Source organism: Mycobacterium sp. P4_H6 (genome assembly GCF_056400845.1).
Genome location: NZ_JBFUKN010000015.1, coordinates 11,439 through 24,940, shown reverse-complemented (window position 1 = coordinate 24,940; position 13,502 = coordinate 11,439). Strand labels below are relative to the sequence as shown.

The window sequence follows — 13,502 nt, the reverse complement described above, 5'->3', positions numbered from 1 at the left end:
CGTTGACCATTTCGACAACTTGAGTGACACAGGCTCAACTCTGGCTTGACAGGCAACCGCCTCCAGGTGCAGGCTTGAGCGAGGTTCACTCAGATCCGAAGAAAAGCTAATCAGGAGGCAACAACTATGGCTCGTGCGGTCGGTATCGACCTCGGGACCACCAACTCCGTCGTCGCAGTGCTGGAAGGTGGCGACCCCGTCGTCGTCGCCAACTCAGAGGGCTCCCGGACCACTCCGTCGGTTGTCGCGTTCGCGCGCAACGGCGAGGTGCTGGTCGGCCAGCCCGCCAAGAACCAGGCGGTGACCAACGTCGACCGGACCATCCGTTCGGTCAAGCGTCATATCGGCACCGACTGGACCGTTGCGATCGACGGCAAGGACTACAACCCCCAAGAGATCAGCGCGCGCATCCTGCAGAAGCTGAAGCGCGACGCCGAGGCCTACCTGGGTGAGGACATCGCCGACGCCGTCATCACGGTGCCCGCGTACTTCAACGACGCCCAGCGCCAGGCCACCAAGGAAGCCGGTCAGATCGCCGGCCTCAACGTCCTGCGCATCGTGAACGAGCCCACCGCGGCCGCCCTGGCCTACGGCCTGGACAAGGGCGAGAAGGAACAGACCATCCTGGTCTTCGACCTCGGTGGCGGCACCTTCGACGTGTCCCTGCTGGAAATCGGCGACGGCGTCGTCGAGGTCCGTGCCACCTCCGGTGACAACCACCTCGGTGGCGACGACTGGGATGACCGGATCGTCGAATGGCTCGTCGACAAATTCAAGAGCACCAGCGGCATCGACCTGACCAAGGACAAGATGGCCATGCAGCGGCTTCGTGAAGCCGCCGAGAAGGCCAAGATCGAGCTGAGCTCCGGACAGAGCACCTCGATCAACCTGCCCTACATCACCGTCGACGCGGACAAGAACCCGCTGTTCCTCGATGAGCAGCTGACCCGCGCGGAGTTCCAGCGCATCACCCAGGATCTGCTGGACCGCACCCGTGCGCCGTTCCAGCAGGTGATCAAGGATGCCGGCATCTCCGTCGGCGAGATCGACCACGTCGTGCTGGTGGGTGGTTCCACCCGTATGCCCGCCGTCACCGATCTGGTCAAGGAACTGACCGGCGGCAAGGAGCCCAACAAGGGCGTCAACCCCGATGAGGTTGTCGCCGCGGGTGCCGCGCTGCAGGCCGGTGTGCTCAAGGGTGAGGTGAAAGACGTTCTGCTGCTTGACGTCACCCCGCTGTCCCTCGGTATCGAAACCAAGGGCGGCGTGATGACCAAGCTGATCGAGCGCAACACCACCATCCCGACCAAGCGCAGCGAGACCTTCACCACGGCCGATGACAATCAGCCCTCGGTGCAGATCCAGGTGTTCCAGGGTGAGCGCGAAATCGCTTCGCACAACAAGCTGCTCGGCTCCTTCGAGCTGACCGGCATCCCGCCGGCCCCCCGCGGCGTGCCGCAGATCGAGGTCACCTTCGACATCGACGCCAACGGCATCGTGCACGTCACCGCCAAGGACAAGGGCACCGGCAAGGAGAACACGATCAAGATCCAGGAGGGCTCCGGCCTCTCCAAGGAGGAGATCGACCGGATGATCAAGGACGCCGAGGCGCACGCCGACGAGGACCGTCAGCGCCGCGAAGAGGCCGACGTCCGCAACCAGGCCGAGTCGCTGGTCTACCAGACGGAGAAGATCGTCAAGGAGCAGCGCGAGGTCGAAGGCGGATCGAAGGTTCCCGCCGAAACCTTGGACAAGGTCGATTCCGCAGTCGCCGAGGCCAAGACGGCCCTGGCAGGCACCGATATCGCGGCCATCAAGACCGCGATGGAGAAGCTGGGCGTCGAAGCCCAGGCCGTCGGCCAGGCGCTCTACGAGGCCACTCAGGCCGAGCAGGGTGCTGATGGCGCAGACGGTTCGGCCGCCGCCGACGACAATGTCGTCGACGCCGAGGTCGTCGAGGACGAGGACAACCGGGAGAACAAGTGAGCCAGGGCGATTCGCACGAAGAGCCGGTGACCATCACCGACAAACGGCGCATCGATCCGGAGACCGGCGAGGCTCGTGACCCGGCGTCCGCCCCCAGTGGGGCGGCGCCGGGTGCGGACCCCGCCCCGTCCGAGGAAGGCGACAAGGTCGCCGAGCTCACCGCCGATCTGCAACGGGTACAGGCCGATTTCGCCAACTACCGCAAGCGGGCCCTGCGCGATCAGCAGGTCACCGGCGAGCGCGCGAAGGCGGCGGTCATCACCCAACTGCTCGGCGTGCTCGACGATCTCGATCGCGCCCGCAGCCACGGTGATCTGGAGTCCGGACCCCTCAAGGCGGTGTCGGAGAAGCTCGTCACCACCCTGGAAGGTCTCGGCCTGACCAGCTTCGGCGCCGAGGGCGAGGATTTCGACCCCTCGCTGCACGAGGCCGTCCAGCACGAAGGCGACGGATCGTCGCCGGTGGTGGGCACGGTCATGCGCCGCGGCTACAAGGTGGGCGACCAGGTGGTCCGCCACGCCATGGTTGGTGTGGTCGACACGGTCGAGAATGCCGACGTGAACAGTGAACAACCCGCAGAATCAGAAGACTGACCCGGTGAGGAGGTGACGCATGGCTCAGCGTGAATGGGTCGAGAAGGACTTCTACAAAGAGCTCGGCGTCACCTCTGATGCCGGCAAAGACGAGATCAAGCGCGCCGCGCGCAAGATCCTCGCCGAGAACCACCCGGACCGGAATCCGGGCAACTCCGCGGCGGAGGAGCGCTACAAAGCCGCCTCCGAAGCCAAAGAGGTGCTGACCGACGACGCCAAGCGCAAGGAGTACGACGAGACGCGGCGCCTGTTCGCCAACGGGGGCTTCGGCCGCCGCGGGCCCACAGCAGGTGGCAACTTCGGCGGATTCTCCAGCGAGGGAGCCGAATTCAACCTCGGTGACCTGTTCGATCAGGCGGGTCAGTCCGGCGGCGCCAATATCGGCGACCTGTTCGGTGGCCTGTTCGGCCGCGGCGCCCAACAGCCGCGTCCGAGCCGTCCGCGGCGAGGCAACGACCTGGAGACCGAAACGGAACTGTCGTTCCTGGAGGCCACCAAGGGCGTGGCGATGCCGCTGCGGCTGACCAGCCCGGCACCGTGCACCAACTGCCACGGCAGCGGTGCGCGGCCGGGCACCAGCCCAAAGGTGTGCCCGAGCTGTAACGGCGCGGGTGTCATCAACCGCAACCAGGGCGCGTTCGGGTTCTCCGAGCCGTGCACCGAATGCCGGGGCAGCGGCTCGATCATCGAGCACCCGTGCGATGAGTGCCATGGCACCGGTGTCACGACCAGGACCCGCACCATCAACGTGCGGATCCCACCGGGCGTCGAGGACGGTCAGCGGATCAGGCTGGCCGGCCAGGGCGAGGCCGGGCTGCGGGGTGCCCCCTCGGGGGACCTGTATGTCACGGTGCACGTCCGCGCCGACAAGGTGTTCGGTCGTGACGGCGACGACCTGACCGTCACCGTTCCGGTGAGCTTCCACGAGTTGGCATWGGGCGCAACGCTTTCGGTGCCGACCCTGGAGGGCAAGGTCGGGGTGCGGGTGCCCAAGGGCACATCGGACGGTCGTATCCTGCGCGTGCGTGGGCGCGGTGTGCCCAAGCGTTCGGGTGGTCACGGAGACCTGCTCGTCACGGTGAAGGTGGCAGTGCCGCCGAACCTGGAAGGGGAGGCCGCCGAGGCGCTCGAGGCATACGCGAAAGCCGAACGGGCCAGCGGGTTCGACCCGCGTGCCGGCTGGGCAGGAAACCTCTCGTGAGCCGCAGCGACGACGCCCGGACGTTCCTGATCTCGGTGGCCGCCGAGCTTGCCGGTATGCATGCGCAGACCCTGCGCACCTATGACCGGCTCGGCCTGGTCAGCCCGCAGCGCAGCTCTGGAGGAGGTCGGCGTTACTCGCAGCATGACGTCGACCTGCTCCGCGAGGTGCAGCGGCTGTCCCAGGACGAGGGCGTCAACCTCGCTGGTATCAAACGAATCATCGAGCTGACGAACCAGGTCGAGGCGCTCCAGAACCGCGTCGTCGAACTGGCCACGGAGGTCGAGCAGTTGCGCAAGCCCAGCACCGCCCTGGTGCTGTGGCAGCCCGGAGCGCGCCGCGCCCGTTAGACCACCCGGATGCTGAATTGCGTGGTCACCGGTTCACCCGCGGCCACCCGGTAGCCACCGCGGCGCAGCGCGTCCGTGGGAGCGGTCATCGGCTCGATCGCCACCAGTGCGTCACCGGCGGGTGCGAACAGTTGCGCTGCCGGATAGCCCCGCTCGAAGGTGACCTCGATCCGGCGGTCACCGCCCGCTATCGCGAACACCGACCCCTGGGCCACGTCGTCGAAGCCGTCATCGAGCACCCGGTCGGCCAGCGGCGCCGACTCCGCGGCCCACGGCTCGTGCGCGCCGGTCGGGAGGCCGCGGTCGTCGACCGGTAGGTGGCGCATCGCGGGAGTGCTCAATTCCCACTCGTCGCGCGGCGCATCCGGAATCGTGAAGTACGGGTGATACCCGAAACACAGCGGAACCCGACCGTCACCCGGCTCGACGGTGGTGGCGATGGTCAGCGTCCGGTCGGCCAGCGTGATCCGCTGCGTCAGCAGGTGCGGGAACGGGAACGCCGCCAGCAGTTCGGGTGTGCGGTAATCCAGCGTGGCGACAACGGTATTGGTGGAAAGCTCACTGATCTGCCAGCCCGGATGGGCGGCCAGCACTCCGTGCATCGGTGCGCCGTGCGGATCGGTACGCACCCCCGGTGCAGCCGCCAGATCGACGCTCTTCCCGTCCACCGCGTAGTCGGTACCGCTGAGCCGGTTGGCCCACGGGTAGAGGATGGGGATACCCATCGTCTTCCCGTCGGTGACGTAGGCCTCGAGGCCGCGTCGCTGGCCGAGGAACTCGACGCCGTCATCGGCCAGCGAGGTACCGATCATGCCCGCGCCGGGCACGAACGCGGCCGTCAGCGCCGACGATGGGTCCCGCAGGGTGATGCGCTCGAGTTCGGCCATGACGGAATTCTGTCACGCCAGCGGGTCGTGCTGGATCCGCTCGGGCGGTGCGCCTTTCGCGATCAGTGCGGCCTTGGTCGCGGTCACCATGTCCGGACCGCCGCAGATCAGGATCTGGCGGTCACCCCAGCTGCCGTAGCTCGTCACCACCTCGGGCAACTGCCCGGTCTGACGCACATGCAGGCCGCGTGGTGGCTGGTGATCGGGATAGTCGGCGGCCCACGGCGGATTGGTGGAGAACTCCGAGACCGGCGTCACCGACAGCCACGGGTTGGTCGAGGCGATCTCCCACAGTGTGCGCAGATCGTAGAGATCGCAGGGATAACGGCCGCCGAAGAACAGGTGCACCCGCGGGTTCTCGGCAAAACGGCACAGGTCGGAGATCAACGCCCGCAGCGGCGCCAGCCCGGTGCTGCCCGCCACCAGCAGCACGTCCTCACCGTCGCGGTCGATCTGCAGTCCGCCGTGCGGGTTGGACAGTCGCCACCGGTCCCCGGGCACGGTTTCGCCGACGATTGCCGTGCTGACCATTCCGCCGCTGACGGACCGGACGTGGAACTCGATGGCACCGCTGCCGTCGGCGGGTATCGACGGACTCAGATAACGCCACCGGCGCGGCCACTGCGGCACCTGCACCGTCACGTACTGCCCGGGGTGATAGGACAGCGGCCGGTCCAGCTGCAACCGGACGATCGAGACGTCCCGCGTCGCCCGGATGTGCTCGAGCACCGTGCCGTCGACGAACGGCGGCGTCTGCTCGGCGTCGGCGGCGCCGCGCATCACACCGATCACGAGCCCCACGAAATCCGTTGTGGCCTCGGCGATCCGGCCGTCCCAGGCCTCGGCGAGCTCGCCGCGCAGGGTGGCCAGCAGCGCCTGGCCCAGGGTGTCGTAATGCGCCCCGGTGACACCGTATTTGCGGTGATCCCGCCCGAGTTGGGCCATGAAGGCGACCGGTTCGTCGGCGCGCTGGGCGATCATCTCGGCTAGCAGCCAGCTCAGGGCTTCACCGAAGGACGCCCGCTGGCGGGTCAGGTCGGGAGGAAACAGATCGCGCGCCGACATGTCGATGGCGAACCAGCGCGTGTAGATCCTGCGGATCACCTCATCGGTGCCGACCGCGGCACGCAGGGTCTGCAGCGCGTCGCGGTCGTCGAGTCCCACGGGGTACGAGTTTAGGCGCGGCGGATCGCGGCGGTCGCAATCAGCGCTGTGCCCGCGATCGCCCAGCAGCTCAGCACCAAAATCGCCGAGGTGGCGCCGGAACCGCCGAAGTAGGCCGTCGACCGCAACAGGGTGGCGGTGGCACCTTGGGGCAGCAGCTGGCCGATCGTGCCCCAGCCGGCGGGCAACATCTCGGGTGCACTGGTCAGCCCCGACAGCGGGTTGCCGACCAGCACCGCCAGCCCCGACCCGATGGCCAACCCGGTCCGTCCGAACAGCGACCCCAGCCCGAGGACGAACAGCAGTGCGGCCGCAATGCCGAGCGCCAGTCCACCGGCGACGCCCCAGAAGTTCTCATCGATCGACCCCAGCGGGTAGCGCAGCAGCACCGCGGCCGTCACACCCATCAGGCCGGCGAAGGCGATCGCCGCGGCGAAGCGGAGCCATACCTGCTGCCTAAGGACGAGGACCAGCGCCATCGCGGGCAGGATGCTGGCCAGCGTGATGGGCAGTGCCGACGCGGCCAGGCCGGCGCCGCGCGGGTCATCGGCACTGGGCGGGGCGATGTCCTCGGTGTTCAGCTGCACTCCGTTGTGCCCGGCGATACCCGACCCGATCTGGGTGAGCAGCTGTGCGATTGCGGGGCTGCCGCCGGTGGCGGTGAACAGCGTCGGTTGGCCCGTGTCGAAGGCGATGCCGCCGTACACCTGCCGGTCCAGCACAGCCTGCCGCAGCGCGGCGGCACCGGGGTAGTAGGTGACGGCGAAGGCACCGGGGGCGGTCCGCTCGAGCATCTCGGCCACCGCTGTGGGCCCGGCGATCCCGATCGGTACCTCGTGTGGTTTCGACTTCGCCGCGGGCAGCGCGAAGGCGAGCGCGAGGATCGCCAGCAGGGCGGTGAGGGCGAACACGACGGCCGCCGCCCGGGCCGCGGCAGGGGGCTGGAGCTCGGGGACGGCATGGTGGGCCGGCCTGGCGGGGGCGGGAGCGGTCATCGTGCGCTCTTTTCATCCAGTGTTGAAATAATGTCCGCAGAGCGTAACTCCGCCTCGGCGGTATTTCAACAGTGAGTGAAATGATAATGTCGAAACATGCCTTCACCAGCACAGAGAACCTCGAAGCGGGGTAGGAGGCAGGGTGAGCCGGTCTCCAGGGACGCCGTGCTGGCAGCGGCCAAGCACCATTTCGCGGCGCACGGATACGAGAAGACGACGCTGCGCGCCATCGCCCGCGACGCCCACGTCGACCCGTCGATGGTGCTGTATCTGTTCGGGTCCAAGGCCGACCTGTTTCGCGAATCCCTGCGGCTGCTGCTCGATCCCGAACAACTCGTCGCGGCGATGACCGCCGCCGAGGGAGATGTCGGCACTCGCCTGGTCCGCCGATACCTGCAGATCTGGGAGGGGCCGGAGACCGGGCAGAGCATGATCGCGATGCTGCAGTCCGCCACCTCGAACCCCGACGCGAACGAGGCGCTGCGGTCCTTCATCCAGACTTACGTGCTGACCGCGGTGTCCGGAGTCATCGGCGGTGGCGAGCAGGCCCCGCTGCGGGCGATGCTGGCCGCCACCAATCTGCTGGGCACCGCACTGCTGCGCTATGTGATGAAGGTGCCCCCTTTGGCGGATCTGCCGACCGAGGATGTGGTGACCCTGATCGGGCCCACCGTGAACCGCTACCTGACGGCCTCGGCCGTCGAGTTGGGGCTGCCCGAGTGACCGGGCGCGAGGTGACCGCGGTGCTGGTGTTCCACCCCGGCGGCGACGGCACGTTCTCGGAGTGGGCGAACGCGTTGACCGCCACCGCACCCGGCTGCATCAGAGCTGGGGTGTCGGTGGTCGACGGATGCTTCGAGCCCGCCGTTGCGGTGACCTTCACCGGCACAACGGAAGTGGACGCCTGGCTGGACGACGCCGACGTGTTGCGCACTGCGGGATGGCTACCGGCGGCTCCGGCAATCCAGCTCGCGACCGACGAGCCGCCTCCGGCCGGCATCGCAGCCTTTCGGCATCAGCTCGTCGAGGGCAAGGCCGGCGAGTTCCTGGATTCGCAGCGCGGACTCGCCGCGGCCGCGCGCGGATTCAGCGGGTATGAGGGCACCGTTCTCTTTGTGGATGGGGGAGAAGCACTCTCGGTGCTGCGTTTTCGCACCGATCGGCAGTTGGCCGGGTGGATGTCATCGGGTCAACGCGAGTCCGCCCTGCCCGGTCTGCGGTCGAGCCTGACCGCGGAGTTCGCCGCAGCGTCGGGCACCACCGGTTTCGGCACCACCGTGCGCACCGACGGTGGCCGCATGCTGATGACACCCAACTGGAAGTCGGTCATGCTCGTCATGGTCGTGCTGTACCCGACGGTGACGCTGCTGTCGAGGTTCCTCGGTCCGGTGCTGGACCGGTTCGGGGCCGAGCCCTGGCTGTCGCTGTGGCTGAGTCAGGTGGTCAGCGTGGTCCTGATGCAGTGGTGGCTGATGCCTTGGGCGTCGAGGCCTTTCCGGCGGTGGCTGGATCCGGTGGACGGTGCGGGCCGGCGCAGCAGCCTGGCCGGCGCGCTGGTGATCCTGCTGCTCTACGGGGCCACGTTGCTGCTGTTCGATTCGGTCCGATGGTTGCAGTTCTGGGACTATGCGAGTGCGTGAATTCCCTTGTACAGCAACATGAGACCGATGAGGACCAGGATGGCGGCCACCAGGGTGGCGTGCTGGTGCTCCATCCACTCCTTCAGTCGGGTCAACGGGGCCGCCAACCGTTCCCCACTGACGACATAGGCCAGGATCGGCAGGAGCGCGGTGCTACCGGCGATCAGCACGAAGTAGATCATTGCCAGCCAGGCGTGCGCTTGGCCGATACCGGCGGTGCCGATCGCCAAACCCGCGGCGATGCAGATGAACAACACCTTGGGGTTCACCACCGCAAGCGCCGCGGCGGTCACCACGGCCCGGGTCGGGGTGAGGCCRCTCAGCTTGCGCATCCAGGCCGGTGAATGCTCGGACTTCTTGCGGGTCACCCACTTGTATCCGCCGAACACGATCAGTGCCGCACCGACGATGATGCGCAGCCAGGACGCCCAGCTCGGCGGCTTGTCCAGGGAGCCGACCAGATCGGAGGCCACCACGAACAGCGACACCAGCGCGGCCAGCCCCAACAGCCAGCCGGCCAGGAAGGCCAGCCCGGTCGGACGCGGTCGGTCGGTGTGCAGGGCGAGCACCGCGGGAATGATGGACAGCGGTGAGAGCGCGATCACCATGGCCAGCGGAATGAGCTCGGTCAGCACGGAACCCCAGCTGTCGGTCATAGTTCACACCACTTCCACTGGCCGTTCTCGTAGGAGAACGCGATGTCGTCGGGGTCTTTGCCGTCGTTCTCGATCACGGTGTCGGCAGTCTTGCCATTGACGTCGATCGACGTGACGCTCAGATCCAACTGACCCATCTCGTCGCGCATCTGGGCGAAATTGGCCCGGGAGAATTGTTCATCGGCACGCATGTCGGCGCACATCAGATTGCGCAGGTTGTCGAATTCCTGTCCGTTCCAAGCCTGCTGGAACTGCTCGACGACCTTCTCGATCTGGTCCTCATCGGAGAGCGCCGCGGCGGTCGTGGTCGTCGTCGGGGCGCCGACCGGACCAGCGGTCGGTCCGTCGCGGGTCACGGCGATGGTGACGACCGCGCCGACGGCGATCAGTAGCACGGCGCCCACCGCACCGAGGATGAGTCCGTTGCGGCGCCCGGACTTCCCCGCCGGCACCCACAGCGGCCAGCCCGGTGGCGGCGGCGGCCAGGACGGGTCGGGCTGCCAGCCGGCGGGCGGCGCCCACCCCGGCGGGACAGGCGGCCAGTTCGGCGGGGGATTGAAGCGCATCGCCACAGTGTCGCCGATCAGCCGAAGGTATTTCGTCCGAGACTTTCCACGAACCGGGGACCGAGCAGCTCGAGCTCGTCGAGGTAGGTGCCTGCCCAGCCGCCGAACGGATGGTGCGCGAGGTACTCGTTGCGGAAGCGGTCGTCCTCGGACACCTCGGTGGCGCAGAACTCCGGTATCACCAGATCGACGACGGGCCCGCCGCGCTCGACCTCGGCGATCACCAGGGGAGCGTTGCCGCTCAGGAACCGGTCGATGATCCAGCCGTCCTCGCCCAGCCACGCCGAGTACCGGACCTTCACGACGACGTGCTCGGCCCGCGCCACGATCTGCCCGGCCACCACCGGATCGAGTTCGCGCTCGGCCTCGTAGCGGGTGCCGCCGGTGGCGGGCCCCTTGGCGGTCATGGTGCCGATCGTGTCGTCACTCAGTGCCTGCACGAGTTCGGCGGGCGTCCCACTGAGCTCGGCGGGGGCCGGACCCTGGAGGCGGATGCGGACCGCGTAGCCGTCCGCGGCGAACAGGTAGGCCTGCACGATCAGCGCCGGAGTGGGATCGGACGCCGCGACGGCGGGCATCTCGCGGACGAAGAACTTCCGTTCGAACTCGAAATCGCCGGAACCGGACTCGGACATACACAGACGTTAACCCCGTCCGGTCGAACGTCGGCGGGTGCGCGGCGCGACTCACCGAAAATTTATAGAGTTGAGCGGAACAGACTCAACCTTGACTGCGTTGCACAACACGACAAGCATTTTTACCCAGCTGTAAAGAACCTAGAAAGGTAGGTGTCGTGGACTCGTTCAATCCGACCACGAAGACCCAGGCGGCACTGACCTCGGCCCTGCAGGCGGCGACGTCGGCAGGCAACCCGCAGATCACTCCCGCTCATTTGTTGATGGCGTTGCTGACGCAGAACGACGGTATCGCCGCGCCTCTGCTGGAAGCGGTCGGAGTCGAGCCCGCGAGGATCCGGTCCGAGGCCGAGCGCCTCGTCGCCCGGCTGCCCAGCGCCTCCGGTTCCAGCTCGCAACCCCAGCTCAGCCCGGACGCGATCACCGCGATCACCACGGCGCAGCACCTGGCCACCGAGATGGACGACGAGTACGTCTCCACCGAGCATCTGCTGGTCGGCCTGGCCACCGGCAATGCGGACACGGCCAAGCTGCTCACCGGTGCCGGCGCATCGCCGGAAGCCCTGCGTGACGCGTTCACCAAGGTGCGTGGCAGCGCCCGGGTCACCAGCCCCGACCCCGAGGGCACCTATCAGGCGCTGGAGAAGTACTCCACCGACCTGACCGCCGCCGCCCGGGAAGGCAAGCTCGACCCGGTGATCGGGCGCGACAACGAGATTCGTCGCGTCGTGCAGGTGCTGAGCCGCCGTACCAAGAACAACCCGGTGCTCATCGGTGAGCCCGGTGTCGGCAAGACCGCCATCGTCGAGGGCCTGGCCCAGCGCATCATCGCCGGCGACGTGCCGGAGAGCCTGCGCGACAAGACCCTGGTCTCCCTGGACCTGGGTGCCATGGTGGCCGGCGCCAAGTACCGCGGTGAATTCGAGGAGCGCCTCAAGGCCGTCCTCGATGACATCAAGAACTCGGCCGGGCAGGTCATCACGTTCATCGACGAGCTGCACACCATCGTCGGCGCCGGTGCCACCGGTGAGTCGGCGATGGACGCCGGCAACATGATCAAGCCCATGCTGGCCCGTGGCGAGCTGCGCCTGGTCGGTGCCACCACGCTCGATGAGTACCGCAAGTACATCGAGAAGGACGCCGCGCTGGAGCGCCGCTTCCAGCAGGTGCTGGTCGGCGAACCCTCCGTCGAGGACACCGTCGGCATCTTGCGTGGTCTCAAGGACCGCTACGAGGTGCACCACGGTGTGCGCATCACCGACTCCGCGCTGGTGGCCGCCGCGACGCTGAGCGACCGGTACATCACCAGCCGCTTCCTGCCCGACAAGGCCATCGACCTGGTCGACGAGGCCGGATCGCGGCTGCGGATGGAGATCGACTCCCGGCCCGTCGAGATCGACGAGGTCGAACGGCTGGTCCGCCGCCTCGAGATCGAGGAGATGGCGCTGGCCAAGGAATCGGACGACGCCTCGAAGGACCGCCTGGAGAAGCTGCGCGCCGAGCTGGCCGACAAGAAGGAACAGCTGTCCGAACTGACCACGCGGTGGCAGAACGAGAAGAGCGCCATCGACATCGTCCGCGATTTCACCGAACAGCTGGACCGGCTGCGCGGCGAGGCCGACCGCGCCGAGCGCGACGGTGACCTGGCCAAGGCCGCCGAGCTGCGCTACGGCCGCATCCCGGAGATCGAGAAGAAGCTCGACGCCGCACTGCCGGTCGCGGAGGCCCGCGAGAACGTGATGCTCAAGGAGGAGGTCGGTCCCGACGACATCGCCGAGGTGGTGGAGGCCTGGACCGGTATCCCGGCCGGGCGGATGCTCGAAGGGGAGACCGCCAAGCTGCTGCGCATGGAGGACGAGCTGGGTCGTCGCGTCATCGGTCAGAAGGACGCGGTCGCCGCGGTCTCCGACGCGGTGCGGCGTTCACGCGCCGGCGTCGCCGACCCGAACCGTCCGACGGGCTCGTTCATGTTCCTCGGGCCCACCGGTGTCGGTAAGACCGAGCTGGCCAAGGCGCTCGCGGAGTTCCTGTTCGACGACGAACGCGCGATGGTCCGCATCGACATGAGCGAGTACGGCGAGAAGCACTCCGTCGCTCGGCTGGTCGGTGCGCCTCCGGGCTACATCGGCTACGACCAGGGCGGTCAGCTCACCGAGGCGGTGCGGCGCAGGCCGTACACCGTGGTGCTGTTCGACGAGGTGGAGAAGGCGCACCCGGACGTGTTCGACGTGCTGCTGCAGGTCCTCGACGAGGGCAGGCTGACCGACGGTCAGGGTCGCACGGTCGATTTCCGCAACACCATCCTCATCCTGACGTCCAACCTCGGGTCGGGCGGCACCGAGGAGCAGGTGATGGCGGCCGTTCGGGCGGCGTTCAAGCCGGAGTTCATCAACCGTCTCGACGACGTGCTGATCTTCGACGCGCTGACCCCCGACCAGCTGGTGTCCATCGTCGACATCCAGCTGAACCAGCTGCAGAAGCGGCTGGCTCAGCGCAGGCTCACCCTGGAGGTGTCGCTGGAGGCCAAGCAGTGGCTGGCCGATCGCGGATTCGACCCGCTCTACGGTGCCCGCCCGCTGCGCCGGCTGGTGCAGCAGGCGATCGGCGACCAGCTGGCCCGGATGTTGCTGGCCGGCCAGGTGCACGACGGAGACACCGTCACCGTCGACGTCAGCGCCGACGGCGAGGGCCTGATCTTGGCCTGATCCACCCCGCTCGATGGCCACTTGTTGCACGGTTCCCCCGCGATTCCGTGCAACAAGTGGCCATTGGTGCTCGAGTAACCCTGTTGTGACCATCTCGAGTTCTGGCGAATCGGGCTCCAGCAAG

At 67.7% G+C, this 13,502-nt stretch carries 13 protein-coding genes; 7 read left to right on the top strand and 6 right to left on the bottom strand.

Annotation, left to right across the window (positions count from 1 at the left end; translation table 11 throughout):
- Nucleotides 1-126: 126 nt before the first annotated feature.
- The 4 genes from dnaK to AC1DTF_RS08575 are packed head-to-tail and all read left to right on the top strand — an operon-like array spanning nt 127 to nt 4,130.
- Nucleotides 127-1,986 (top strand): molecular chaperone DnaK, encoded by a 1,860-nt coding sequence (dnaK, locus tag AC1DTF_RS08590; protein WP_057170292.1) that lies wholly within the window; start codon nt 127-129, stop codon nt 1,984-1,986.
- A complete protein-coding gene (gene grpE / locus AC1DTF_RS08585) occupies nt 1,983-2,579 on the top strand; it encodes a nucleotide exchange factor GrpE (protein ID WP_057170291.1) in 597 nt (198 codons plus the stop codon). Before dnaK ends, grpE begins: the two co-directional genes overlap by 4 nt.
- Nucleotides 2,580-2,598: 19 nt before the next feature.
- Nucleotides 2,599-3,780: a molecular chaperone DnaJ gene (gene dnaJ, locus AC1DTF_RS08580; RefSeq protein ID WP_477473771.1), complete on the top strand. Its 1,182-nt coding sequence runs from the start codon at nt 2,599-2,601 to the stop codon at nt 3,778-3,780.
- Nucleotides 3,777-4,130, top strand: coding sequence for a heat shock protein transcriptional repressor HspR (locus tag AC1DTF_RS08575; protein ID WP_057170289.1), 354 nt, complete (start codon nt 3,777-3,779; stop codon nt 4,128-4,130). The genes dnaJ and AC1DTF_RS08575 overlap by 4 nt, the downstream gene beginning before the upstream one ends.
- Here AC1DTF_RS08575 and AC1DTF_RS08570 read toward each other — a convergent pair.
- From AC1DTF_RS08570 to AC1DTF_RS08560, 3 genes are read right to left on the bottom strand one after another with little or no spacing between them, the layout of a single operon-like run.
- On the bottom strand, nt 4,127-5,017 hold the full coding sequence (locus tag AC1DTF_RS08570) for an aldose 1-epimerase (RefSeq protein ID WP_057170288.1): 891 nt from the start codon (nt 5,015-5,017) through the stop codon (nt 4,127-4,129). The two genes, AC1DTF_RS08575 and AC1DTF_RS08570, sit on opposite strands and share 4 nt — an antisense overlap.
- A gap of 12 nt (nt 5,018-5,029) precedes the next feature.
- Entirely contained in the window at nt 5,030-6,181 is a 1,152-nt protein-coding gene (locus AC1DTF_RS08565; RefSeq protein ID WP_057170287.1) for an FAD-binding oxidoreductase, read from the bottom strand.
- Nucleotides 6,182-6,192: 11 nt separating this feature from the next.
- Complete coding sequence (locus AC1DTF_RS08560; protein WP_057170286.1) at nt 6,193-7,176, bottom strand: hypothetical protein; 984 nt, start codon at nt 7,174-7,176, stop codon at nt 6,193-6,195.
- Between the two features lie 96 nt (nt 7,177-7,272).
- On the opposite strand from AC1DTF_RS08560, the gene AC1DTF_RS08555 reads away from it, so the two are divergent.
- Nucleotides 7,273-7,899: a TetR/AcrR family transcriptional regulator gene (locus AC1DTF_RS08555; RefSeq protein WP_057170285.1), complete on the top strand. Its 627-nt coding sequence runs from the start codon at nt 7,273-7,275 to the stop codon at nt 7,897-7,899.
- A complete protein-coding gene (locus AC1DTF_RS08550; protein WP_477473770.1) occupies nt 7,896-8,816 on the top strand; it encodes an antibiotic biosynthesis monooxygenase in 921 nt (306 codons plus the stop codon). Before AC1DTF_RS08555 ends, AC1DTF_RS08550 begins: the two co-directional genes overlap by 4 nt.
- Here AC1DTF_RS08550 and AC1DTF_RS08545 read toward each other — a convergent pair.
- The 3 genes from AC1DTF_RS08545 to AC1DTF_RS08535 are packed head-to-tail and all read right to left on the bottom strand — an operon-like array spanning nt 8,801 to nt 10,673.
- The gene (locus AC1DTF_RS08545) at nt 8,801-9,472 is read right to left on the bottom strand and encodes a GAP family protein (protein WP_057170284.1); all 672 of its coding nucleotides are present in this window, start codon (nt 9,470-9,472) and stop codon (nt 8,801-8,803) included. The genes AC1DTF_RS08550 and AC1DTF_RS08545 overlap by 16 nt on opposite strands.
- Nucleotides 9,469-10,038, bottom strand: coding sequence for an Rv0361 family membrane protein (locus AC1DTF_RS08540; protein WP_057170283.1), 570 nt, complete (start codon nt 10,036-10,038; stop codon nt 9,469-9,471). The genes AC1DTF_RS08545 and AC1DTF_RS08540 overlap by 4 nt, the downstream gene beginning before the upstream one ends.
- A 17-nt stretch (nt 10,039-10,055) precedes the next feature.
- Complete coding sequence (locus AC1DTF_RS08535; protein ID WP_057170282.1) at nt 10,056-10,673, bottom strand: CYTH domain-containing protein; 618 nt, start codon at nt 10,671-10,673, stop codon at nt 10,056-10,058.
- Nucleotides 10,674-10,831: 158 nt separating this feature from the next.
- On the opposite strand from AC1DTF_RS08535, the gene clpB reads away from it, so the two are divergent.
- A complete protein-coding gene (gene clpB / locus AC1DTF_RS08530; protein ID WP_057170281.1) occupies nt 10,832-13,378 on the top strand; it encodes an ATP-dependent chaperone ClpB in 2,547 nt (848 codons plus the stop codon).
- Nucleotides 13,379-13,502: the final 124 nt, after the last annotated feature.

Excerpts from the sequence above, each read along its gene's own strand:
- dnaK (WP_057170292.1), top strand. The coding sequence starts at position 127 with ATGGCTCGTGCGGTCGGTATCGACCTCGGGACCACCAACTCCGTCGTC.
- AC1DTF_RS08570 (WP_057170288.1), bottom strand. The coding sequence starts at position 5,017 with ATGGCCGAACTCGAGCGCATCACCCTGCGGGACCCATCGTCGGCGCTG.
- AC1DTF_RS08560 (WP_057170286.1), bottom strand. The coding sequence starts at position 7,176 with ATGACCGCTCCCGCCCCCGCCAGGCCGGCCCACCATGCCGTCCCCGAG.
- AC1DTF_RS08555 (WP_057170285.1), top strand. The coding sequence starts at position 7,273 with ATGCCTTCACCAGCACAGAGAACCTCGAAGCGGGGTAGGAGGCAGGGT.
- AC1DTF_RS08540 (WP_057170283.1), bottom strand. The coding sequence starts at position 10,038 with ATGCGCTTCAATCCCCCGCCGAACTGGCCGCCTGTCCCGCCGGGGTGG.
- AC1DTF_RS08535 (WP_057170282.1), bottom strand. The coding sequence starts at position 10,673 with ATGTCCGAGTCCGGTTCCGGCGATTTCGAGTTCGAACGGAAGTTCTTC.